Origin of the sequence: Streptomyces sp. NPDC059169 (genome assembly GCF_042755225.1) — a bacterium.
In the GTDB taxonomy this organism is placed as follows: Bacteria; Actinomycetota; Actinomycetes; order Streptomycetales; family Streptomycetaceae; genus Streptomyces.
Genome location: NZ_JBHZCF010000001.1, coordinates 399,355 through 422,622, shown reverse-complemented (window position 1 = coordinate 422,622; position 23,268 = coordinate 399,355). Strand labels below are relative to the sequence as shown.

Genomic DNA, 23,268 nt, shown 5'->3' with positions numbered 1-23,268 from the left:
ATACGGGGAGTCCGCTGCCCCGTCATCGTGCGGCGCGTCGGCGAGGCGATACACGACGCCAGCGGGTACCGCAGCCGTCCCGTCACGCGCGACGCCGCAGACGCACGGCCAGGGCCGGGCACTGGTTGACGGCGCGGAGGGCGCCGTGCTCCTGCCAGGGGGCGACGGGGACGGTTGCGGAGGCGGGGTAGCCGTGCGGGCCGAGGCGAATGAGGTCGGGGGCCAGCACGGCGCACAGACCGTGGCCGGCGCAGCGGGACCAGTCCACCTCCAGGCGAGCGCCCTTCGAGGGCGGCAGGGGCAGTACTCCGTGCACGGGGCGGCCGCAGCCGGGGCTGGACAGGTGGGCGTCGACATCCTCGGAGAAGACGTCCAGCGCTGTGAGCAGGAAGCGGGCCACGCCGTCCGGGTGCGAACAGGCCCCACCGGCCTGGGCCGCCCCGAGAGCACACCTGGCGTCCTCGAGTACCGCGGGCTCGGCAGCGCCGGCAGCCAGCATGGCCAGGGCCTCGGCGGCTGCGGGCAGACCGCGCTTGCACGGTCCGCACTGGCCGGTGGACTCGGCCGCCAGCCAGGCCGCGACCCGGGCGGTCTCGCCGAGCGGACAGGTGTCATCGGGGAGCGCGACGATCGCGCCCGCGCCGAGGGTCCCACCGAGAGCGGAGAGCCCGGCACGGGAGAGCGGTGCATCGATGGCGTCCGAAGGCCGCAGCCAAGCGCCGTGGTAGCCGCCCACCAGCACGCCGACGCCCGGCCGGAGCCCACAGGCGTCCAGCACCGGCCCGAGCCGGGTCCCGATCGGAACCTCGACCACCAGCGCATCTGTGCCCGGCCGGTTGACGGTGAGCAGGGTCGTGCCGGGTTCTGCGGCGGTGCCGACCGAGGCATAGGCTTCGGGTCCGAGCCGGGCCGCGAGGGCGAGTTGGGCCCAGGTCTCGACGTTGGAGAGCAGTGTCGGACGACGACGCACCCCGCCCGCTGCGCCGTCGGCCGCGCGGGCCTTCAGGGGCGCCGGTGTCACCGGCAGACCGTTGATGCCACGGATCAGGGCGCCGGATTCGCCGGAGACGAAACGCTCGGGCAATGAGACGGTCCGGGCAGGGCAGGGCAGTGCGCGCTCGGCCAGGGCGGCCGGTACGGACGTCTCGCCCGGGCTGCCTGAGGCCACGCCGATCACGATCTCGCTGGCTCCGAATGCGGCCGCGGCCAGGCTGGCGCCGTCCAGCACCAGATGCGGCACACGGGCGAGCAGCATCTTGTCCTTGGCGCTGGCCGGTTCGCCCTCCGCGCCGTTCACCACGATGACCGGCGCCGTGCCGGTGCGGTCGGCGGTGGCGAGGGCGGCCCGGGCCTTGCGCGCGAACGGGAAGCCGGCGCCGCCGCGGCCGGACAGCCCGACGGCCTCGGCGAGGGCGAGCAGACCGGCCCTGTCCGTCCGGGGGAGCGGCGGGTGGGCACGCGTGTGGGCGGCGACGTCCAGGCGCTGGTGGCGGTCCAGGCCGAGGGTCAGCCGGCTCGGACGCAGCCAGCGCATCTCGGGCAGCTTCAAGGGGGCACTGTTCATTCGCTGCTCCCGGGGCGGGCCAGGTGGAGCGGCCAGTGCTCTGACCTCTTGGCGTGTTTGGGGTGTTTGGGGTGTTTGGGCATGCCGCCGCTCTGTGCGGGTCGGCGAGTCGCTGTTGTCGGCACGGTGGGCCTGAAGATCGGGTTGGCGGCCGTCGTCGGGCGAGCGGACCGCGTGGACAGTGCGGCCAGTTCGGCCGGGCGGACGGCGGCGGGCCGATATGCCTTGATGCTGCGCTGACGTCGGCTCCGGCTCCGGTGGCGGCCCAGATGGGAAAGGGCACGCACCATCAGTGCGAGCCCCACCAGGGCTGCGAACAGGCCGTAGCCCCAGAGCACCCACGGGTGCGCCTCGCGCCCTGCCGTCAGTCCGTGCGCCAGGGAGATCGGCCAGCAGATGTACGCCGTCGAGTGCAGCACCCGCCAGAGCCCGGGGTGGCCGCCGGCGAACCGGCCACGGAGCACACCGGTGGCCGTGATCAGGACGAGCAGGTCGGCGGCGATGGTGCCCAGGCTCACCGCGAGGGCAGTACCGCCGGCGAAGGGGATCACCGCGGCCTGCGGGGCGGCATGCCGCTCGACGACCTTGACGGCGACGTGGATGGCCAGGAAGCCGAGCGCCGCGACGGCGGTCGCCCGGTGAACCGACTGCACGGCCACCCGCAGGCGGGGGGTCAGCACCAGCCTGTCGGTGGCGGCGAGCCCGCATGCCACCACGGCGGTCAGCGAGAGCAGCGTGAAGACGCCGGCGAAAAAGTCCAGGAAGGCCATCACCTGCCCAACTACTCTCGCCGTCGTGCTGTAGAGCCCAGGACGGACGAGCAGGGCGAAGCTGGACATGCGGCACCTTCTTCCTCGACTCGGGTCGCGCAGCCAAGCCGTGGTGGGACCGGATGGGCATTCCACATGCCCACGCTGGGGCAAGGTCCCCAGGAAGTGAGGCACCGGCATCACTACGCGACAGGGCACATCGTTAGCTCGGTCCCAGCGCAGCGCCAACCGCCCCTGCTACGGCCTGTGACCGTAGTAGCTCCGGCGTCGAGGCCGGATATCCGCGTGTAGGCGACAGTTTGCGGTCCACGAACGTGACTAGTAGACGCCCACATTCGCGTGACCATACTCACCCCTGTAGGAGCCGTGGGGGCGTGCCGGGACCAAGCGGGCGATCGAACTGCCGCCAGAACTCCGAGGCCCTCGCGGCCGACGACCGGAACCGACCCGGCAACGTCGAAGAAATCGCCGCCCCTTGCCTACCGGTCCGCCGCCTGTGCCCCCTCCACGCGGGAGCGAAGCACCCCGGGAACCAGGCCGCGACCGCCAGTTACGCCTGGCCGGCCCTCACCGGCGGCGTCCCGCGACGGAGCTGCTCCACCGCCGGCCACCCCAAGAGGGAGAACTCGCCCAGCAGGTCCGCCCGTTGCCGACAACCGCACAACACGCACGGTACGAAGGCGACATGCGAGCAGCGCGCGACTGTCCGGCCGCCCCCGCCCCCTGCGCGGCCCGACGAACGGACGCCCCGTGAACCGGCGGCTTCGAGCCCACGGCACACCAGTTCACTGCGGTTCTCGTTGCGACATCGCTTCTGGCCCAGCTGCTCGCGGGATCGGCCCTCACCCCCTCGCGCTGCTCGCAGGAGAGAGCACCGCAGCGCGTCGTACCCGACTGCTCGTTCTTGCGGGGTTCCGGCGGGCCGCGTCTGCCGCCGATGGAGCGGCAGGCGCGGTGTCGTGTCCACGAAGCACTCGGTGCGTGACGGCGTCGACGTGACCGCCTGGCCACGGGAGCCGGCTACTCGTCCGCGGCCTCCGGCGCCGGAGCGATACCCGTCGGGCAGGACGCGCCCCAGTTGGTCTCGAACGGGGCGTCCAGCTTGACGCCGGTCCCGCCCAGCCCGCAGTACCCGCCCGGGTTCTTGCTCTCCGAAAGGTACTGCTGGTGGTACCCCTCCGCCGGGTAGAAGGGGCGTCCCCGTGCGGGCAGGAGTTCCGTGGTGATCGTGCCGTAGCCCGAACCCGTGAGCACCGTCTGGTACGCCTCGCGGGAGGCCTCCGCCACCGCCTCCTGCTCGGGGGTGTGGGTGTAGATCGCCGAACGGTACTGGGTACCGACGTCGTTCCCCTGGCGGAAGCCCTGGGTGGGGTCGTGGGACTCCCAGAAGACCTTGAGCAACTGACCGTACGGGACCACGGCCGGGTCGTACACCACGCGGACGGCTTCGGTGTGCCCCGTCAGGCCGGAGCACACCTCCTCGTACGTCGGGTTCGGGGTGTGGCCGCCCTGGTAGCCGACGAGGGTCGTCCACACGCCCGGCGTCTGCCAGAACTTCCGCTCCGCGCCCCAGAAGCACCCCAGCCCGAAGTCGGCGACCTCGAGGCCTTCCGGGTACGGGCCCAGCAAAGGGTTGCCGAGCACCGTGTGGCGGTCCGGTACCTCGAATTCGGGGGTCTCGCGGCCGCGCAGGGCCTGGGCGGGAGTGGGAAGCTCGGGTACGCGGCGGTTCAGGAACATGCGGGGCTCCTCCGGGAGTGGGTCCGTACGGGACAACGCCACGACCCCCCGGCGGATTCCCCGGTGCGCTGCGCCTTCCGTTCCCGGACGGGCCCGCCGCCGCACGTGTCGGTCGCCCGGGACACGGGCCGCCGCCGCACGCGTCGCCTCACTGCGTCAGGGTCGCCGGGCTTCCGCCGTTCGCCTCGTAGCCCGCCACGGCCAGGGCGCGGTAGACCGTGTACTCCGCCGCCGGATCGGCGCTGTGCGTCCAGGGGAGCGCGCCCACATGGCCGTCCACCAGCACCAGCTGGTGCATGGCCTCGGCCCACCGCTCCGACCCGACCAGGAAGAACACCAGCAGGTGGCGGACGTGCGGGAGTACCGGGTCGTCGTCAGCCGCGGTGTGCACCGCGTGCAGCGCCCCCTCGACAGCCTTGGTGATCACCGCGCTCTCGTAGAAGCCGGACACCAGATTGACCTCGGGCAGGTGCTCGAACACGGCGAACAGCGGCAGTGCCGCCAGCAGCGAACCGTGGGGCGCGCGGGCGGCGGCGGTGGTTGCGAAGTGGTCGGCCTCCGTCCGGGAGCCGTGCCACTTCTCGCACCAGTAGTGCAGCGCAGCGAGGTGCGCCCCCATGTGCACGGGGGCCCGGTCGATGACCTTGGCCCAGACCTGGTCGAACTCCTCGTGCGAGTATCCGAGCCCACGGGCCACTGCGAGTTCGACGATGTACGGGACGGGGTCGCCCGGGGCCAGCAGTGCCGCGTCGGCGCAGACGGTGCGGGCCTCCTCCAGGATGATCCGGAAGTCGTCGCTCCCGACGCCGCCGGAAGAGCGCCAGGCCTGCTGCACGAGGAACTCCGCGTGGACGGCGGCGCCGCCCGCGTCCTTCGGGGCCTGAGCGCGCCAGGTGCGCAGCCAGGAGCCACCGCTCCCGGGCTGCTGCTGCAGTTCCAGGGACGCCGCGCCCGCGAAGGCCTGCACGCGCTGCCAGCGCAGCTCCCCCTCCTTCCCGGTCCCGGCGAGGAGCTGGGAAGCGGCGCGCCAGTCCTGGGTCCGCTGCACCAGGTCGAGCACGTCGAGGAGGTCCTGGTCGGGCCCGGGCAGCCGGGGGTCCAGCAGTTCCTGCCGGACGAAGCCGTACGTCGCGGGGTCGGCCGCGTCCGGCGATCCGGGAGCGACCTGGCGGATTGCGTTGCGGCGCCGCAGCACGAACGGGCCGAGCGCCGCGGCCAGGAGGCACGTCGCGATCAGGAACCAGAGAATCTCCATGTGCCCATTGTCCCGGACGCCGCCGGGAACGAGGCCGCCCGGGGGCGGGCTACGCTCGGGCACATGAGCGACCACCACAGCTTCGAGACCCTCGCCATCCACGCGGGCAACACCGCAGATCCGCTGACCGGCGCGGTCGTCCCGCCCATCTACCAGGTGTCCACCTACAAGCAGGACGGTGTGGGCGGGCTGCGCGGCGGCTACGAGTACAGCCGAAGCGCCAACCCGACCCGTACCGCGCTGGAGGAGAACCTCGCGGCACTGGAGGGCGGTAGCCGCGGCCTCGCCTTCGCCTCCGGTCTCGCCGCCGAGGACTGCCTGCTCCGCACGCTGCTGACCCCCGGCGACCACGTGGTGATCCCCAACGACGCGTACGGAGGCACGTTCCGGCTGTTCGCGAAGGTGGTCCAGCGGTGGGGCGTGGAGTACTCCGTCGCCGACACCTCGGACCCTGCGTCGGTGCGGGGTGCCCTCACGGACCGCACGAAGGTGATCTGGGTCGAGACCCCGTCCAACCCGCTTCTCGGCATCACCGACATCGCCGCCGTCGCGGACCTCGCACGGTCGGCCGGGGCGAAGCTGGTCGTCGACAACACCTTCGCCAGCCCCTACCTCCAGCAGCCGCTCGCGCTCGGTGCCGATGTGGTCGTGCACTCGCTGACGAAGTACATGGGTGGGCACTCGGACGTCGTGGGCGGGGCGCTGGTCACGGCCGACGCGGAGCTGGGCGAGGAGCTGGCGTACCACCAGAACGCGATGGGCGCGGTGGCGGGGCCGTTCGACTCGTGGATCGTGCTGCGCGGCATCAAGACGCTGGCGGTGCGGATGGACCGCCACAGCGACAACGCCGAGCGCGTCGTCGAGATGCTGACCCAGCACCCCAAGGTGACCCGGGTCCTCTACCCGGGGCTGGACACGCACCCGGGCCACGAGACCGCGGCGAAGCAGATGAAGCGCTTCGGCGGCATGGTGTCGTTCCAGGTGCAGGGCGGCGAGCAGGCGGCCGTGGAGGTCTGCAACCGCGCGAAGCTCTTCACCCTCGGCGAGTCCCTCGGCGGCGTCGAGTCGCTGATCGAACACCCGGGCCGGATGACGCACGCCTCCGTGGCGGGGTCGGCGCTCGAGGTGCCGGCGGACCTGGTCCGGCTCTCGGTGGGCATCGAGGCCGTGGACGACCTGCTGGCCGACCTGCAGCAGGCGCTCGGCTGACGCCTCGGGGCCGGCTCCCGGTCCGGGCGGGGTGACCGCGTCGGGCCGGGTGCTGTCCGCCGGTACGGGCCGTCCGGTGACCGCCCTCTGCGGGACGGGGTTGTCCGGCCCGTGCCCGGGCCGGGTCCGCCCAGCCGGCGGGCCTTCCGCGCCCGCTCGGGCCGGCCGCCGAGTTGTTCGTCCGGTGCGGGCTGCCCTCTGGACGGGAGCCCGGGCGGGTCCGCGCCGGGTCGGGCAGAGGGCGATCGCCCTCTGCCCGCTTCAGGTCAGGCGCTGACCGTTTCGTCCTGGAGCGAGGCGCGGATCTGCTCGCGCAGCTCCGGTGTGTCCTCGTGGCCGTGGACGGATACCGCGTGCTCCGTGGCTGCGCGGATGACTTCCTCTTCCTCGCCCGAAATGGTGAGCGAGCAGTTCATGACGCTCGGCGAATTGCGGCAGTCGGCGACTTTTCTCGTCATGACGTCCTCCTGGGCTTCGTGCTTGCGCCGCCCTTTCCAGGATAGGTCGGGGCTTGCGGACCGCTCGTCGCCGGCGAGCTGGCTCGCCGCGCGTGCGGACCGGTCGCCGTCGGTGCCAGGCCGCCGGCGACCCGTCGGGCGCGGTTCACCAGCCCTCGCTCACCAACCTTCGATCTCCGGGGTCGTCATCGACGGCGGTAGGTTCCACGGCTCGACGGACACCGCCCACACCGTGAAAGCGACCACGACGACGCACAGCAGGACCCAGCCCACCCGGCGCAGGGCACGACGGCGGCGCAGCAGCCGCGTGCCGAGGCGCCCGGCGCGGGCGGCCAGATCGGCGGGGACCACCGGATGAGGGAGGTCCAGCATCCGCCTGACCTCGTCCTCCTTGGTGCGGTGGCGGGTCACGGTGCCCCCGCCGGCCGCGCAGACGCCCTTGTCCGTCGGGCCGACCCGGTGCTGCGCAGCGTGGCGACCGCTCGGGCACACAGCGCCCTGACCCGCTCCTCCGGTAGTCCGAGCAGCGCTGCCGTCTGCTCCTCCGCCACACCCTCGTACAGGCGGAGCACCACGACCAGGCGCAGTCGGGGCGTCAGCGCGGCGAGCACTCCGCGGTCCTCTGTGCTGCTCCGCACCCGGTGGTGGAAGTGCCAGGAGGTGCGTGCGAAGAGAGTGGCGAGTTCCCGCCGCGTGCGGTCGTACGGGTCTTCGCCGTGCAGCCGGTCCCACACCGCGTACGTGCGTGCCAGCGCCCCGACCAGCAAGTGCTGCGCCCGGGGATTGTTGCCGTGCGGTTCTGCCGTCAGCAAGGTCGCGACGTGGAGCAGCCGACCCCCCGCCCCCGCGGCGAACGCATCGAACTCCCGGGTGCGGCGGTCGACGAGCACGGACTGCCGCGTCTCACGCACGTCCTCATATCAGGGCAGCGCGGCCCCGGGGTCAAGAGGTGGGAGATGCTTCCGTGTCGACCGGCAGCTGCCCGGCCTGGCGGGCGGAGAGCGCCGAGTTGAAGCGGGTGAGCAGGGTGCAGAAGGACTCCCGCTCCTGCTCTGTCCACCCGTCCGTCACCTGGGCCATCAGTTCCCGCCGCGAGGAACGGACCTCTTCGAGGCGGGCGTGGCCGCGGGGCGACAGCTGGAGGACGACGGCACGGCCGTCCTCCGGGTGGGAGGTGCGTTTCACCAGCCCCGTGTCGACGAGCGGGGCGACCTGCCGGGTGACGGTCGAGGAGTCGATGCCCATCCCCGCGGCCAGGGCCTTGACTCCCATCGGGCCTTCCCGATCAAGGCGGTTGAGCAGCAGATAGGCGGCGCGGTCCATCGAGTTGCGGACCTGGCCGACCCCGCCGAGCCGGGTCTGCTCGGCCCGGCGTGCGAAGACGGCCACCTGGTGCTGGAGGGCATCGAGGAGGCCGGGGTCGAGATCAGTCGTCATGTCCTGAGATGTGGGCATGGCTGCAGAGGGCTCTCTCGTGCGTTGGTCGGTTGGTGGGGGACAGAGTACGCGGCCCCGGGCGGGTGCGTACCGGCCCTGCGCAAACCCGTGGACGAGCCGTGACCCGGGCGGCCGCCGGGCCGTTGAGCTGCGAGACTTGCTGTCATGAGCTTCCGCGCGACTGGCCCCTTTCACCCGCTGATCCTGGATGACGTCCGAGGGGCCCAGAAGATGCTCTCCGGCGTCGCCCGACTGACCCCGATGGAGGGCAGCCGGTACCTGTCCGGCCTGGTGGGGGCACCGGTCCACCTCAAGTGCGAGAACCTCCAGCGGACGGGGTCGTTCAAGCTGCGCGGTGCGTACGTCCGGATCTCCGGGTTGCGGCCGGAGGAGCGGGCGGCCGGTGTGGTGGCTGCTTCGGCGGGCAATCACGCGCAGGGGGTCGCACTCGCGTCGGCGTTGCTCGGGGTCCACTCCACCGTGTTCATGCCGATCGGTGCCCCGCTGCCGAAGGTCGCGGCCACCCGGGACTACGGTGCCGACGTCCGGATGCACGGGCACGTGGTCGACGAGACCCTGGCCGCCGCACAGGAGTACGCGGACCGGACGGGGGCGGTCTTCATCCACCCCTTCGACCACCCGGACATCATCGCGGGCCAGGGAACGGTCGGTCTGGAGATCCTCGAACAGTGTCCGGAGGTGCGGACGGTCGTCGTCGGGGTCGGTGGGGGCGGCCTGGCTGCGGGCATCGCGGTCGCGGTGAAGGCGCTGCGCCCCGATGTGCAGGTGGTCGGGGTGCAGGCGGCCGGCGCTGCGGCCTACCCGCCCTCGCTCGCCGCGGGGCGGCCGGTGTCGATCGACGAGCCGAGCACGATGGCGGACGGCATCAAGGTGGGCCGCCCCGGCGACGTGCCGTTCGCGATCGTGGAGGAGCTCGTGGACGACGTGCGGACGGTGTCCGAGGACGCCCTGTCGTCGGCGCTGCTGCTCTGCCTGGAGCGGGCGAAGCTGGTCGTCGAGCCGGCGGGGGCGAGCTCCGTCGCGGCGCTGTTGAGCGACCCGAAGGCATTCCAGGGGCCGGTCGTCGCGGTGCTGTCGGGCGGCAATGTGGATCCACTGCTCCTGCAGCGGATCCTGCGGCATGGCATGGCCGCGGCCGGTCGCTACCTGTCGCTCCGGCTCCGCCTCCCCGATCGGCCGGGGGCGCTGGCGACGTTGCTCGGGGTGCTGTCCGTGGCGGATGCGAACGTGCTGGACGTTGGGCACGTACGGACGGACCCGCGGCTCGGGCTCACCGAGGTGGAGGTCGAGCTCCACCTGGAGACCAAGGGGCTGGAGCACTGCACGGAGGTCGGTGAGGCGCTGCGGCAGGCGGGGTACCGGGTCATCGGCTGAGCGGTGGGGCGGCCCTCGCGGGCCGTCGCTCCGGTGGGACGGACCCGGTGGGTGACACGACGGGACCCCCGGCACCGCAACGGTGCCGGGGGTCCTTTACGTCCGGGCCGACTCAGCCCTGGTAGGGCTTGGCCTCGAGGACCTTGACCATGGCCATCTTGCCGTTGGGCAGTTCGTACTCGGCGTCCTCGCCGACCTTCTTGCCGTTGACGCCCGCGCCGAGCGGCGACTGCGGCGAGTACGTGGCGATGTCCTGGGAGGCGTACTCGCGGGAGGCGAGCAGGAAGGTCTCGGTGTCGGTCTCGTCGCCGTCGAAGGCGACCGTCACGACCATGCCCGGGGCGACGGTGCCGTTGTCGGCCGGGGCCTCGCCGACCTTCGCGTTCTCCAGGAGTTGGGTCAGCTGGCGCACGCGAAGCTCCTGCTTGCCCTGCTCCTCCTTGGCCGCGTGGTACCCGCCGTTCTCCCGCAGGTCGCCCTCCTCACGGGCCGCCTCGATCTTCTTTGCGATCTCGACGCGCGCGGGACCAGACAGGTGCTCCAGCTCGGCCTTGAGCTGGTTGTACGCCTCCTGGGTGAGCCAGGTGACGTTCTCGCTGGTCTGGGTCACAGGTGCTCCTCGTAGGTACTGGGGATACAAAGCATCGCCCTACCCAGAAGGATGTTCCTCCACGAGTGGGCGAAACCACGAGCCTAACAATTGGTCCGTGAAAGAGGGAGGACCGAAAGACCTCGAAAATGCGTCAATGCAGGTCAGCGTTGTCGCAGTCGCGACAACGTCAGCCCTTCGGCCCGTCGTCCGCGGTGCAACCTGCCAGTTCGGCACTGGTCGCCTTCGACGTGGTACGCACGGTGACGACCTCGTCGATACGGCTTTGGTGCGAGTCGAAGCGCACGTCGCGCCGACCGACCTCACTGCCGTCCTCCGCCCGCGAGCGCAGCGTGCAGTAGCCCTTGGCGGCGGCGTCCTTGCGGACCTCGAGGTGGACCTGGACCCGGTCGTCCGCAGAGACGTCGAACTTGATGATCTCGGCGCTGATGCGCTGCCCGCTCACGTAGTCGTAGCCGAACCACCCGATCACGCCGAGCAGGCACGCTCCGAGTGCCGCGCCCACGATCTTGAGCGTGCGGTCCGCGCGCGCGTCCGCCGAGCGACCGTATCGGCCTTCGGGGAGCCCTTGGCCAACCGCCGTCATGATCGTCCCTTCACCGTGCGGATGCCGGAATTTTTCTCCCCCCGGATTCCGTCACTATAGGAGTCGCCCTCGTGGCGGCCGACCACCGCCCCACACCGTGCGTGCCCGGCGGGACGGGCCGATGTTCTGCGACGAAGACTTGAGGATCGAACTTGACTGAGCAGCTGCGACTGATGGCCGTCCACGCCCATCCCGACGACGAGTCGAGCAAGGGTGCGGCCACGATGGCCAAATACGTGTCCGAAGGGGTGGACGTGCTGGTGGTGACCTGCACGGGCGGCGAACGCGGCTCCATCCTCAACCCGAAGCTCCAGGGCGACGCGTACGTCGAGGAGAACATCCACGAGGTGCGCCGCAAGGAGATGGACGAGGCCCGCGAGATCCTCGGTGTGAAACAGGAGTGGCTCGGCTTCGTCGACTCCGGGCTGCCCGAGGGCGACCCGCTGCCTCCGCTTCCCGAGGGTTGCTTCGCCCTGGAGGACATCGACAAGGCGGCCGGCGAGCTGGTGCGCAAGATCCGTTCCTTCCGGCCGCAGGTCGTCACGACCTACGACGAGAACGGTGGCTACCCGCACCCGGACCACATCATGACGCACAAGATCTCGATGGTCGCGTTCGAGGCCGCGGCGGACACCGAGAAGTACCCCGAGTCCGAGTACGGACCGGCCTGGCAGCCGCTGAAGCTCTACTACAACCAGGGGTTCAACCGTCCGCGCACGGTCGCCCTGCACGAGGCCCTGCTGGCGCGCGGGATGGAGTCCCCGTACGGGGAGTGGCTCGAGCGGTGGAAGCAGTTCCAGCGGACCGAGCGGACCCTCACCACGCACGTGCCGTGTGCCGACTTCTTCGAGATCCGTGACAAGGCACTGATCGCCCACGCCACGCAGATCGATCCGGACGGTGGGTGGTTCCGCGTCCCGATGGAGATCCAGAAGGAGGTCTGGCCGACGGAGGAGTACGAGCTCGCCAAGTCCCTCATCGACACCTCCCTCCCCGAGGCCGACCTCTTCGCCGGTGTCCGCGACCCCGCATGATCCGCCGAAACCCGCCCCGAGCCGGTGTTCTTCCCGGCCCGTTCCGTCGGGGGTGGGCCGGGAGAACGCTCCGCGGGCGCCCGGGTATGGTCGGTACATCCACACAAGGAGCGACCGATGAGCAGCACAGGCCTGGCGATGACCCACCTCGTCCCTCTCGCCAAGGAGCTCGACACGAACAAGGTGACGCCCGGCGTCCTCGGGTTCATCGTCTTCGCGGTGATGGCGGCCGCCGTCTGGCTGCTGATGAAGTCGATGAACCGCCACATGGGACGGGTGAGCTTCGAGGAGGTCCCGGAGGCGGGCACCACGTCGAAGGCGGACAAGCCGGCGTCGGCCGCGGGGAAGTAGGCCCGGCACCGGACCGGAGTACGGGTGCGCGCGCGGTAACCGGCGCGCCCCGGTGCCGTGCGGTGTGCGGACAGCAGCCTTCGGCCACGCCCGGCGCTCCTGGGCGTCGGCGCCGTACGTCCACGTCGGACGCGCGCCCGCACCTCCCGTCCCTGTCGGCCCGCACGGATCCAGGACGCCCACTGAGCCGGCCGTGGCGCGGGCGATGACGCGTGCACGGCCGCCCACGGGGGCCGCGAGCGGGTCGACGGCCGTCCGAACGGCCGTGGCCCCGGCGGGGCAATGATCGCCGGGAGCCCACGGCCGTTCCTGGACCAACCTGGTCCTCAGCTCGGGACCCCCATCACCTCGCGCGCGTGACGGTCCGGCACCATCCCCAGCTGCCACGCCTGCCAGCCGTCCTCCAGTCGCACTCCCCGCTCCAGGACCAGGGCGAACGCCTCCATGTAGTCCTCGATCGAGCCGTCACGTGAGGGGTGGGGTGTGCCGCGGAGCCGGGCCAGCTCCTCCTGGGCGACGACGGTGCCGATCTCCATACCGCCCGCCGAGGCGTACGGGAGCAGGGTGCAGCGGAGGAACCCGGCCCAGTCGGCGCCGCGCCGGTCTCCGTACGAGGCGAAGAGCCCCGCTGCCTCGTCGCAGAGCTCGAGGGCCTGTGCGGCGCGGTCGTTGCCCGCGTCCACGACGGCCAGTTCCACACACGTCCACGCTTCGCCGTGGGCCACGCCGATGCGCTGGAAGTCGGCCCGGGCGTCGACCAGGAGCTGGCGGGCGAACCCCGAATTGCGGAGGTTCCCGGTCTGCGCGGCGCGTTGGTCGCGGGTGGCGCGGCCCGAGTGGTGGCGGGCGCAGGCAAGCCCGTAGACGTCGCGCATGCGGGAGAACATCGTGCGGGCCCGTTCCAGCTCACGCACGGCCTGGTCGCGCTCGCCGCGCTCCTCCAGGGCCTGGCCCAGGTAGTACAGCGTCCACGCCTCACCGCGCGCGTCCTCGTTCTCGCGGTGCTGGGCGAGGGCCCGGCGGAGCTGTTCGACCGCCGGGGCGGGGTCGCGGTCCACCAGCCGGGCCCGGGCGAGCTGGGTGAGCGCCCAGGCCTCGCCGCGGTCGTCGCGGGTGCGGCCGTACAGGTCGAGCGCGTCGCGCAACTCGGATTCGGCGCGCGGCACGTCGCCCGCCCGCAGGTACACCTGACCCATCTGGAAGTGGGTCCACGCCTCCCCGTGGAGCGACTCGCCCTTGCGGTGCAGCACGAGCGCGGAGGCGAGCAGGGTGCCGGCCTCCGCGAGGTTGGCCCGGTCCCGTTCGACCGCGGCGAGCGCGTGCAGCGTCCAGGCGCGGTCCGCCGCCAGTTCCTCGGAGGCCTGGAGTTCGATCGCCTCGCGCAGCTTCGCCGAGGCTTCGGTGAGGTTGCCCTGGTGGTGCAGGGTGATGCCGAGCGAGCAGAGGGCACGGGCCGCCCCCGCGTCGTGATGCGCCTCGCGGTACAGGTTGACCACGGAGGACAGGGTTGTCCGCGCCTTGTCCAGCTCGCCCAGTTGGCGCGCCGCGATGCCGGTGCGCCACTGGACGGAGCGGACCAGCAACCCCTGGTCGACGGCCTGCGTCAGCTCGTTGATCTCGCCGAGCCGGTAGAGGTCGCCCCGCAGCAGACAGTAGTCGCACAGCGCGCCCAGGAGGTTCAGTACGGCCTGCTGGTCGAGGCCCTCCGCATGCCGCAGCGCGGCCGTGATGAAGCTCGACTCGTCGTCCAGCCAGCGCAGGGCGGCGTCGAGCGAGGAGAAGCCGTGGACGCCGAACCGGTCAGCGCGGGTCGACGTCTTGCCGTCCACGAGGCGGATCACCGAGTCGGCGAGCTCCGCGTACCCGATGATCAGGCGCTCCTGCGCGGCCGTGCGCTCCGTCTGTTCCTCCTCGTCGAGGAGCCGTGCCAGTGCGAAGGCGCGTACGGCGTCGTGCAGCCGGTAGCGCTCGCCGCGCACATGGTCCAGCAGTCCGGCCCGGGAGAGTTCCGACAGCAGTCGCAGTGCATCCGCCTCGTCGGTCGCCAGCAGGGCCGCTGCCGCGGCCGCGCCCAGCGAGGTCCGCCCCGCGAGCGCGAGCCTGCGCAGCAGCCTCCGTGCCTGCTCGGGCTGGTCGGTGTAGCGCAGCCACAGCGCCCGCTCGACCGGTTCCACGGGGCCGTAGGCGCCGAGGTCGGCCGCCAGCCGCTCCTGGGTCCGCGGTCCCAGCGACGAACCCGCGATCCGCAGAGCCAGCGGCAGCCCGCCGCACAACTCCCTGATGCGTTCGGCCGACTGCGAGTCGTACGGGCCCTCCAGGGACTCCTCGGCGGCTGCCGCCAGCAGCTCCTCCGCGCCGGCCGCGTCCAGCGCCTCCACCGGCAGGTGGTGCACCCAGGCCGGTACGTCCCCGGGCAGCTCGAGCGGTTCGCGTGCGGTCACCAGCACCAGGCTGTCGGAACGCCCGGGGAGCAGCGTGCGCACCTGCTCGGCGTCGCTCGCGTCGTCCAGGACGATGGTGACGGGCAGCCCGGTCAGGTACCGGTGGTAGAGCTCGCCGAGCCTCCGCAGCTGTGCGTCCGCCGACGACCTTTCGCGGAACAGCAGTTGTTCGCGCGGTGCACCCAGCCGGTTCAGCAGGTGCAGCAGTGCGTCCCGGGTGGGCAGTGGCTGCTCGTCGGCCGAGCCACCGCGCAGGTCCACCAGGCACGCGCCCCGGAACTGGTCCTTCAGGTGGTGGGCGGCCCGCACCGCGAGCGTCGTCCGCCCCGACCCCGGTGCGCCGTGCAGCACCACCACGGTCGGTTTCGTGTCCGTCGACGCACGGGCCGCGTGCACCCATTGGGCGATCTGCGCCATTGCGTCCTTGCGGCCCGCGAACGGCCCGCCGGGTTGCGGGAGGTGTCCGAAGGACTGCTCCAGCACGCTGCGCCTGCGTGCCGCCTGACTGCGGTCCGCGCCGCGGAGTGCAGGGGTGGCCGCGGCTTTCTTCGCGGGGCGTGCCGTCGCGGCCGCCAACATGCGCTGTTGGTCCAGGAAGGGCCGGATGCCCCGTACTTCCAGCGCCGTCAGCCACTGCAGGCGCAGTTGCTCGGGGCCGCCCGGTTGCCCCAGCGCGGCAGCCCTGCGGTGCGCGTCCGGCCAGTGGGCAGCGGTCACCTTGGCGACGGTCGCGGCGGCCCCGGCGACGGCGACCACTGCTCCTGCGCCGAGCGCCGTTCCGGTGGCCGTGCCCAGCGCCACGTCGGCGCCGAACGCCGCGACCGTCGCAACGGCCGTCACCAGCAGCGGAGTCGACACGTTCCGGCGGCTGAACCGCTCGCCGAGCGGCAGCTGTCCGGCCTCCGCCTCCTCCACGGCCCGCAGGTAGGCCGCGTATTCCTCGTCCGCAGTCGCCGCCAGCTCGTCCAGCGCGGCCTGACCGCGCGTCAGCAGCGCTGTGGAGTCGCCGCGCCCGTTCGAGTGCCGCACCTCCTCTTCGACGGCTCGTGCCAACAGCCGCTCGGCTTCCGCCCGATGGCTGTCCCGCATGTGGGTCCCCCTCCGAGAGCTTCCGCTTGCGCTTTCCGTGGTCAAGTGTCCTGCGTGACGGGGTCCGGCGCGAGGGAGACCGGCGATCATCACGCTCCCGGGGCCGGCCGGAGCGCGACGGCCGCCGGGATGCGGACCGGTCCCCTCACCCGGTCACTCCGGAGCATCACCCGATAAGAGGACGTTTGTCCTGTTCTGTGATGGGCAGGTGATCGATGTCAGGGGAATCGACCACGAAGGGAGCGGTATCAGTCGTCTCAGAAGAACGAGGAGGAATATGACGCGCTGACACCTGTGAATTCTCGGGGAAGCGGGAGCGGGAAGAGATCTTCTCTTCCCGCTCCGCCCGTTTCCGGCGCTGCGCCATCCGCTGCCTCCGCCTTTCCCGGACCCATCGCACGGGCCGTAACCGCTGGTCGGGACCCCTTCTGCGGAACCGCTCCGTGCCGTGTCATCCCCGTGGCAAATACCCCTCTGCCTTTCCCCGGGGAAGAGCCGCTGCCCGGGCTGATTACTCATGAGTTCTTCACGGTCCGCTCGTGAATGCTGTGACTGTTGGCAGTACTTCGCCGCGTGACAGCCTCTGGACGTCAACCGGCGGAGGGAGCCAGATGAACAAGGGGTACGCCGCCTTCTGCGACGCCGATCGGCAGTTCTACGACGCTCCGCACACGCTCGCCGCGGACGACGACGGGACCGCACGGCTGTACGAGGCGGCCGGGCGCGAGGCGCCCGCAGGATGGCAGCGGCACCAGTCAGGGGACTGGCTCGCCTACCGTCCGCTCGCCTCCGAACTGCCCCCGCAGGGCTGGAAGATCCACGTCTCCGCCCGTCTGGACAACGCGGAGAAGATCCTCGCCCAGGTGTGGGACTACTGCGTGCCTCGGGACATCGCCTTCAAGTTCGTGCCCAGCCGGTACCTGCTGCACAGGCGCAACGCCAAGTACGCCGACCGCGCAGCCAGCGGCAAGTTCATCACCGTCTACCCCGTGGACGACGCGCAGTGCCGCACCATCTGCGAGGACCTCGACGCCGTACTGGGCGGAGAGCCCGGTCCGTACATCCTCAGCGACCTGAGGTGGGGAGCCGGTCCCGTCCATGTGCGCTACGGAAGCTTCACCGAGCGGAACTGCCGCGACGAGCACGGGGACGTGCGCCCCGCGATAGAGGACGCCGACGGCCGGCTCGTACCGGACCGGAGGGAACCCGCGTTCCACGTCCCGCCCTGGATCACGCTCCCGGACTTCCTCCGGCCGCACCTGCGGGCCCGGTCCGCGACCACGACCACCGACATCCCGTACGTGATCGAACGGGCACTCCACTTCTCCAACGGCGGTGGTGTCTACGCCGCCCGGGACGAGCGGACGGGCCGGAAGGTCGTCCTGAAGGAGGCCCGCCCGCACGCGGGGCTCGCCGCGGACGGAGCGGACGCCGTGACGCGGCTCGTCCGGGAGAAGGAAGCCCTGGACCGCCTGTCGGGACTGCCCTGCACCCCCGAGGTGCTGGACTGGTTCACCCTCGGCGACCACACCTTCCTGGCACTGGACTACATCGAGGGCCGTCCCCTCAACACCTTCTTCGCCCGGCGGCACCCGCTGATCGAGGAGGACCCGGACCCGCAGGAGCTCGCCGCGTACACCGCGTGGGCACTGCGCATCCACGGCCTCGTGGAGCGCGCCGTGGACGCGGTCCACTCCCGCGGCGTGGCCTTCAACGACCTGCACCTCTTCAACATCATGGTCTCCGACGACGAGTCGTCCGTGGTGCTGCTCGACTTCGAGGCGGCGGCGGGAGCGGAGGAGGGCCGCCGGCAGGTCATCGCCAATCCCGGCTTCGTCGCACCCGCCGACCGCAGGGGCACCGACGTCGACCGGTACGCCCTCGCCTGCCTGCGCATCGCGCTGTTCCTCCCGCTGACGAGCCTGTTCGCCGTCGACCGCACCAAGGCCGCCCACCTGGCGGACATCGTCGCGGAGCACTTCCCGGTGGACCGCGCCTTCCTCGACGAGGCGGTCGAGGAGATCACCCGGGGGCTCCCCGCGCCGGACCCCGGCGTCACCGGTCCGCCCTTCGACGCTCCGCGCAGAGCCGGCGGCAGCAACGACCCGCCCGCGGCGGGCGGCTTCGACGGGCCCCCGCCCCGGCACGAGGCAGGGCCGCCGCACGACCGCCCGGCGCCCGGCGCCCGGTCACGCCCCGCGCGCGGACCGTACGACTACCTGCCCGTGCAGCCGGGCGACTGGCCGCGCAGCCGCGACTCCATGGCCGATGCCATCCGGGCCTCGGCGTCACTCGACCGGGACGACCGCTGCGTCCCCGGCGACATCGCCCAGTTCGCGTCGCCCGCCGGCGGCAGCTGCTTCGCCCACGGAGCGGCCGGCGTGCTCTACGCCCTCGCGGAGACCGGCTGCGGGCGGTGGCCGGAAGCCGAGGAGTGGCTGCTGCGGGCCGTGCGCACGCCGGCCCCGGGCACCCCGCTCGGCTTCTACGACGGCCTCAGCGGCATCGCCTGGACCCTCGACCGGCTCGGCCACCACGCGCCGGCCCGCGTCCTCGTGGACCTCGTCCTGGCGCAGGACTGGGACGGCATGGCGCCGGACCTGCACGGCGGGCTCGCCGGCATCGGACTCGCGCTCGACGCGCTCGCCGCGTCCACCGGCGACACCACCCTGCGCGCCGCGTCCCTGCGCTGCGGCCGCCTCGTCGCGGAGCGCACCGCGAGTACGGCAGCCACCCGGACCGGTCTGCTGTACGGCGCGAGCGGCGCGGCCCTGCTCCTGGTACGGCTGTACGAGCGGACCGGCGACCCCGAGCTGCTCGACCTCGCCGCCGACGCACTGCGCCACGACCTGGACCGTTGCGTACGTGGTGCGCGCGGCGCCCTCCAGGTCGACGAGGGCTGGCGCACCATGCCCTACCTCGGAGCGGGCAGCGTCGGCATCGGCATGGTCCTCGACGACTGGCTCGCGCACGGCACCGACGTGCAGTTCGGCGAGGCCCGCGACGGGATCGTCCGCGCGGCGCAGGCCAAGTTCTACGCACAGCCGGGACTGTTCCGCGGCGCCGCCGGCATGGTGCTCCACCTGAGCCGGACGAACGCGACCGGGCCCGGCACCACCGCGGACGACGTCGCACGGCAGATCGGCGTGCTGTCCTGGCACGCCCTCCCCTACGAAGGCCGTCTGGCCTTCCCCGGCGAACAGATGATGCGGCTGTCCATGGACCTCGGCACCGGTACGGCGGGATGCCTGCTGGCGCTGGGAGCGGCGCTCCACGACGCGCCCGTCCACCTGCCGTTCCTGCCGCCGCCACCGGCCGCGCCCGCGGCCCCCCGAACTGGCCCCTGAAGCGGGGGTCATGGCAACACCTTCCGTCCCCGAAGAAAGGAACTCGACATGTCGCTCCTCGACCTGCAGAGCATGGAGACCCCGAAGGACGAGCTCAACGACGAGATCGGCACCGGCGGCAGCCGCGCGAGCCTGCTGCTCTGCGGCGACAGCAGCCTGAGCATCACCACCTGCAACTGAACCCAGGCCGGCCGCGGAGTCCCGCTCCGCGGCCGGCAGCGGGTGGAACAGCGGTCCCGGGCGTCCATCGCCCGGGACCGTGCCGCTTGCGGGACCACGTCGACATCCGGTCCCGCTCTCGACGAACGGGGAAGCCCATGAGCCGGAGTCCGGCCACCACCGCCACGCCCCGCCCCCGGTCCGCCGGCGCGCCGGCGGCGACGGGCGCCCGGGCGCTGCTGGTCGGCGCCGCGCGGGCCTCGGCCGTGCGGACCTCGGCCATCGCCCTGTGCGGCCTCGCGGCGGCGGGCGCGGCGGTCGCCCTGCCGGCGGCCCTGGGCCGGACCCTCGACCTGCTCCTTGCCGGCGCCGCGAACACCGGACCGTGGCTGGTGCTCTGCGCGGCACTGCTCACCGCCGACGTGCTCTGCGAGGCTGCTACCGCACTGCTCGTCGGCACGGTCACGGCGCGGTCCGCCGGCTGGATCCGTCGTCGGGCCCTGCGCCATGTGCTGGCCGCCGGCCCGCCCGGCGCAGCACGATTCACCTCCGGTGACCTGGTGACCCGGCTCACCGGCAACGTGACCGAAGCCGCCGCCGCGCCCGCCGCCGCGGCGGCAGCCCTGCCGTCCCTCGTGCTTCCGGCCGGCGGGCTGGTGGCACTGGCGCTGATCGACGCGTGGACGGCCGCCGTCCTCGTGGCCGGCGCCCCCGCGCTGCTCCTGCTGCTGCGTTCCTTCAGCCGTGACACCTCCACCGGAGTCGCCCGCTACCAGCGCGCGCAGGGGGACATCGCGGCGCGGCTCGTCGAGGCGCTCGGCGGCGCCCGCACCATCGCCGCCGCGGGCACGCAGGAGCGGGAACGCACCCGCATCCTCGCCCCGATGGCCGAACTGGACGCGCGAGGGCGCCAGGTGTGGCGGGTGTACGGCCGGGCCGTGGCCCGCAGCACCGTCCTGCTGCCGCTGCTGGAGACCGCGGTTCTCGCCGTCGGCGGTCTGCGACTCGCGGCCGGCGAGCTGACCGTCGGGGAGTTGCTCGCGGTCCTGCGCTACGCGGCCCTGGCCGGCGGGCTCGGCGCGGTGGTGGGACAGCTCGCCGCCCTGCTGCGCAGCCGCGCAGCGGCCCGCCGCACGGCCGAGCTCGTCTCGGGGGAGGCCATGGAGTACGGGAGTCGGGAGTTGCCCCCGAACGGTCCGGGACGGCTGGAGTTCCGCGACGTCACCGTGGTCCACGACGGACGCACCGTGCTGCAGGGGATCGACCTGGTGGTTCCCGGCGGCACGACCCTCGCCGTCGTCGGCCGGTCGGGGGCGGGCAAGACGGCACTCGCCGCGGTCGCCGGCCGGCTGGCGGACCCGGCCGCCGGGCAGGTCCTGCTGGACGGGGTCCCGCTGGCCCAACTCGGCCGGCGGACACTGCGGCGCGAGGTCGGCTACGCCTTCGAACGCCCGGCGTTGTTCGGTGAGACGGTGTCCGGGGCGATCGCCTTCGGCCCGTACGAGCCGGACGCACCCCGGTTGACCGAGGCGGCCCGCGCGGCCGGGGCGGACGCCTTCGTACGCCGGCTCCCCCAGGGGTACCGCAGCGCGCTCGACGAGGCGCCCCTCTCCGGAGGGGAGATGCAACGGCTCGGGCTGGCACGGGCCTTCGCGCACGCCGGACGGCTGCTCGTACTCGACGACGCGACGTCGAGCCTCGACAGCGCCACCGAACGCCACGTCGTGCGCGCCCTCCTGCACGACGTCCGGAGCGGCACCCGTCTGGTGGTCGCGCACCGCGCGTCGTCCGCAGCCCGCGCCGATCTCGTGGCCTGGCTGGAGGGCGGCACGGTGCGGGCCGTCGGACGGCACGAGCAGCTGTGGCAACTGGCGGCGTACCGGGAAGTGTTCGCCGCCGAATCGAACGGGGGCGACGTCAGGGAGGCGGGCGACGACCCCCGGAGGGCGGTGCGGTGACGGCCCGCGCCCGCGTCCGAGCGGCGTGTCCCGCCGTCCGTGCGGCGCCCGGGGCGGGAGCCGGACACAGCAGGACCGAACACCCCTCGCGAGGTGCACTGCGCCGGGTGCTCTCCCGAGCGCGCCCCTTCCTCGCCGCGCGACGCCGTGCGCTGTTCGGCTTGGCCGGTTGGTCCCTGCTGGAGTCCGTGCAGACCTTCTTCGGCGGGTACGGAGTGGCCAGGGCGCTGGACGGCGGGTTCCTCGCCGGTCGCCCCGGAGTCGGCCTCGCCTGGTCGGCAGTGGCCGCCGTGGCGATCGTCGCGGGGGGCACGGCAGTCGGCCGGGTGTTCCGCCACCTCGCGGACCTGGTGGAGCCGCTCCGTGACGGCCTGGTGCGCCGGGTGGTCACCTCGGCCCTGCAGCACGCGGTGGCGGGGGCGGGCGGGGCGGTCGATCGCACCGCGGTGTCACGGCTCACTCACCAGACGGAGTCCGCCCGGGACGGCTTCGCGGGGCTCGTGCTGGTGGCCAGGTCCTTCGTCTTCACGGCCGCGGGCGCGCTGCTCGGCCTCGCGGCCCTGGCTCCGCCGCTACTGCTCGTCGTGCTTCCGCCGCTGCTCCTCGGACTGGCCCTGTTCGCCGCGGCGCTGCGGCCGATGGCCGCGCGACAGAGGGAGTTCCTGCACGCGGACGAGGCGCTCGCCCAGCGGTTCGGCGCCGTCACCGCGGGCCTGAGGGACATCACGGCGTGCGGCGCCGAGGACCGGATCACCGCGCAGGCGCAGGAGCTGATCGACACCCAGACCCGGGCGGCGCGCTCGCTCGCCCGCTGGTCGGCGGTGCGCACCCTCGCGCTCGCGGTGGCCGGGCAGCTCCCGGTCGTGCTGCTGCTGGCGTCGGCGCCCTGGCTACTGGAGCGCGGGGTCGGCGCCGGTGCGCTCCTCGGAGCGCTGACCTATCTGACGCAGTCGCTGCTGCCGGCCCTGCACACCGTGATGACCGGTCTCGGGGCGGCGGGCACCCGGCTGCTGGTGATCCTGGACCACCTCACGCAGGGAGCCGACGGGCCGACGGGCACCCGACCCCGCCCGGCCGCCCCGGTGACCGTCCCCCCGCCCGCTCGGGAGCGTGTCCCCGCGGCCGCTCCGACCCCGTCCGCGCGGGTGGAGTTCCGTTCCGTGTCGTTCGCCTACGGCCCCGGTGCGAGCCCGGTGGTGGACGGCCTCGACCTGGTCGTCGAGCCGGGTGAGCACCTCGCCGTGGTCGGTCCCAGCGGCATCGGGAAGTCCACCCTGTTCGCCCTGACGGCCGGGTTGCTGGTGCCCGACGCGGGAGAGGTGCGGATCAACGGGGTGCCCGCACCCCACGGCGTCCCTCACGCGGCTGCCCGACAGCGCGTCCTGATACCGCAGGAGGCCTACCTGTTCAGCGGCACCCTGCGGGAGAACCTCGTCTACCTCTGCCCGGACGGGGCCACCGACGCAGCCGTGGAGGACGCCGCGGAGGCCGTGGGGCTGGCCCCCGTCGTGCACCGGCTCGGGGGGCTGGACGGGCACGTCGACCCGCCGTCCCTCTCACAGGGCGAGAGGCAACTGGTGGCGCTCACCCGTGCCCATCTCTCGCCGGTCGGGCTCGTCCTGCTCGATGAGGCGACATGCCACCTGGACCCGGCGGCGGAGGCGCGTGCCGAGCGGGCGTTCGCCGATCGGCCGGGCACACTCGTGGTGATCGCCCACCGCATCAGCTCGGCGCTGCGGGCGGACCGGGTACTGGTCCTGGACGGCGTACGGGCCGAAGCCGGACCGCACGGGGAACTGCTCGGCCGGTCGGAGCTGTACCGGGACCTCGTGGGGCACTGGCGGTCCTGACGGTCGTGACCCGGG

The 23,268-nt window shown here is 72.8% G+C and carries 19 protein-coding genes; 8 read left to right on the top strand and 11 right to left on the bottom strand.

Annotation, left to right across the window (positions count from 1 at the left end; translation table 11 throughout):
• Positions 1–82 precede the first annotated feature (82 nt).
• The 4 genes from ACFXOM_RS01865 to ACFXOM_RS01850 form a co-directional block, all read right to left on the bottom strand.
• Positions 83–1,564, bottom strand: a complete 1,482-nt coding sequence (locus ACFXOM_RS01865; protein ID WP_385036741.1) for an NADH-ubiquinone oxidoreductase-F iron-sulfur binding region domain-containing protein — start codon at positions 1,562–1,564, stop codon at positions 83–85.
• Positions 1,561–2,403, bottom strand: a complete 843-nt coding sequence (locus ACFXOM_RS01860) for a hypothetical protein (protein ID WP_384932999.1) — start codon at positions 2,401–2,403, stop codon at positions 1,561–1,563. Before ACFXOM_RS01860 ends, ACFXOM_RS01865 begins: the two co-directional genes overlap by 4 nt.
• 951 nt (positions 2,404–3,354) lie before the next feature.
• The gene (msrA, locus tag ACFXOM_RS01855; RefSeq protein ID WP_384932996.1) at positions 3,355–4,074 is read right to left on the bottom strand and encodes a peptide-methionine (S)-S-oxide reductase MsrA; all 720 of its coding nucleotides are present in this window, start codon (positions 4,072–4,074) and stop codon (positions 3,355–3,357) included.
• 148 nt (positions 4,075–4,222) lie between these two features.
• Entirely contained in the window at positions 4,223–5,329 is a 1,107-nt protein-coding gene (locus ACFXOM_RS01850; protein WP_384932993.1) for a hypothetical protein, read from the bottom strand.
• A 63-nt stretch (positions 5,330–5,392) separates the two neighbouring features.
• On the opposite strand from ACFXOM_RS01850, the gene ACFXOM_RS01845 reads away from it, so the two are divergent.
• Positions 5,393–6,538 (top strand): cystathionine gamma-synthase, encoded by a 1,146-nt coding sequence (locus tag ACFXOM_RS01845; protein WP_384932991.1) that lies wholly within the window; start codon positions 5,393–5,395, stop codon positions 6,536–6,538.
• Between the two features lie 266 nt (positions 6,539–6,804).
• On the opposite strand, the gene ACFXOM_RS01840 is transcribed toward ACFXOM_RS01845, so the two are convergent.
• The 4 genes from ACFXOM_RS01840 to ACFXOM_RS01825 all read right to left on the bottom strand — a co-directional run bounded on the left by ACFXOM_RS01840 (position 6,805) and on the right by ACFXOM_RS01825 (position 8,451).
• Positions 6,805–6,996 carry a DUF1059 domain-containing protein gene (locus tag ACFXOM_RS01840; protein WP_384932989.1) on the bottom strand — a complete coding sequence of 64 codons (192 nt, stop codon included), beginning with the start codon at positions 6,994–6,996 and terminating at the stop codon, positions 6,805–6,807.
• Positions 6,997–7,155: 159 nt separating this feature from the next.
• Positions 7,156–7,407 carry a hypothetical protein gene (locus ACFXOM_RS01835; protein WP_384932986.1) on the bottom strand — a complete coding sequence of 84 codons (252 nt, stop codon included), beginning with the start codon at positions 7,405–7,407 and terminating at the stop codon, positions 7,156–7,158.
• Positions 7,404–7,907 (bottom strand): sigma factor-like helix-turn-helix DNA-binding protein, encoded by a 504-nt coding sequence (locus ACFXOM_RS01830; RefSeq protein WP_384932983.1) that lies wholly within the window; start codon positions 7,905–7,907, stop codon positions 7,404–7,406. The genes ACFXOM_RS01835 and ACFXOM_RS01830 overlap by 4 nt, the downstream gene beginning before the upstream one ends.
• A 31-nt stretch (positions 7,908–7,938) precedes the next feature.
• Positions 7,939–8,451 carry a MarR family winged helix-turn-helix transcriptional regulator gene (locus ACFXOM_RS01825; protein WP_384932981.1) on the bottom strand — a complete coding sequence of 171 codons (513 nt, stop codon included), beginning with the start codon at positions 8,449–8,451 and terminating at the stop codon, positions 7,939–7,941.
• A 147-nt stretch (positions 8,452–8,598) separates the two neighbouring features.
• Between ACFXOM_RS01825 and ilvA the strand changes: the two genes are divergently transcribed.
• Positions 8,599–9,828: a threonine ammonia-lyase gene (ilvA, locus tag ACFXOM_RS01820; RefSeq protein ID WP_384932978.1), complete on the top strand. Its 1,230-nt coding sequence runs from the start codon at positions 8,599–8,601 to the stop codon at positions 9,826–9,828.
• A 112-nt stretch (positions 9,829–9,940) separates the two neighbouring features.
• Here the strand turns inward: ilvA and greA are convergent, their stop codons facing one another.
• Both greA and ACFXOM_RS01810 read right to left on the bottom strand, forming a co-directional pair.
• Positions 9,941–10,438 (bottom strand): transcription elongation factor GreA, encoded by a 498-nt coding sequence (gene greA / locus ACFXOM_RS01815; RefSeq protein WP_384932975.1) that lies wholly within the window; start codon positions 10,436–10,438, stop codon positions 9,941–9,943.
• Between the two features lie 169 nt (positions 10,439–10,607).
• Positions 10,608–11,024, bottom strand: coding sequence for a DUF4307 domain-containing protein (locus tag ACFXOM_RS01810; RefSeq protein WP_384932972.1), 417 nt, complete (start codon positions 11,022–11,024; stop codon positions 10,608–10,610).
• A 152-nt stretch (positions 11,025–11,176) separates the two neighbouring features.
• Between ACFXOM_RS01810 and mca the strand changes: the two genes are divergently transcribed.
• Positions 11,177–12,058, top strand: a complete 882-nt coding sequence (gene mca / locus ACFXOM_RS01805; RefSeq protein ID WP_384932969.1) for a mycothiol conjugate amidase Mca — start codon at positions 11,177–11,179, stop codon at positions 12,056–12,058.
• 117 nt (positions 12,059–12,175) lie between these two features.
• Positions 12,176–12,409: a hypothetical protein gene (locus ACFXOM_RS01800; protein WP_384932967.1), complete on the top strand. Its 234-nt coding sequence runs from the start codon at positions 12,176–12,178 to the stop codon at positions 12,407–12,409.
• 326 nt (positions 12,410–12,735) lie between these two features.
• Here the strand turns inward: ACFXOM_RS01800 and ACFXOM_RS01795 are convergent, their stop codons facing one another.
• A complete protein-coding gene (locus ACFXOM_RS01795) occupies positions 12,736–15,939 on the bottom strand; it encodes a tetratricopeptide repeat protein (RefSeq protein WP_384932964.1) in 3,204 nt (1,067 codons plus the stop codon).
• Between the two features lie 611 nt (positions 15,940–16,550).
• Here ACFXOM_RS01795 and lanKC point away from each other — a divergent pair.
• The 4 genes from lanKC (at position 16,551) to ACFXOM_RS01775 (ending at position 23,253) form a co-directional block, all read left to right on the top strand.
• Positions 16,551–19,286 carry a class III lanthionine synthetase LanKC gene (gene lanKC, locus ACFXOM_RS01790; protein ID WP_384946011.1) on the top strand — a complete coding sequence of 912 codons (2,736 nt, stop codon included), beginning with the start codon at positions 16,551–16,553 and terminating at the stop codon, positions 19,284–19,286.
• A 48-nt stretch (positions 19,287–19,334) separates the two neighbouring features.
• On the top strand, positions 19,335–19,466 hold the full coding sequence (locus ACFXOM_RS01785; RefSeq protein ID WP_384932958.1) for a SapB/AmfS family lanthipeptide: 132 nt from the start codon (positions 19,335–19,337) through the stop codon (positions 19,464–19,466).
• Between the two features lie 137 nt (positions 19,467–19,603).
• Positions 19,604–21,403 carry an ABC transporter transmembrane domain-containing protein gene (locus ACFXOM_RS01780; protein WP_385036739.1) on the top strand — a complete coding sequence of 600 codons (1,800 nt, stop codon included), beginning with the start codon at positions 19,604–19,606 and terminating at the stop codon, positions 21,401–21,403.
• 107 nt (positions 21,404–21,510) lie between these two features.
• On the top strand, positions 21,511–23,253 hold the full coding sequence (locus ACFXOM_RS01775; RefSeq protein WP_384946006.1) for an ATP-binding cassette domain-containing protein: 1,743 nt from the start codon (positions 21,511–21,513) through the stop codon (positions 23,251–23,253).
• The last annotated feature ends 15 nt before the right edge of the window (positions 23,254–23,268 follow it).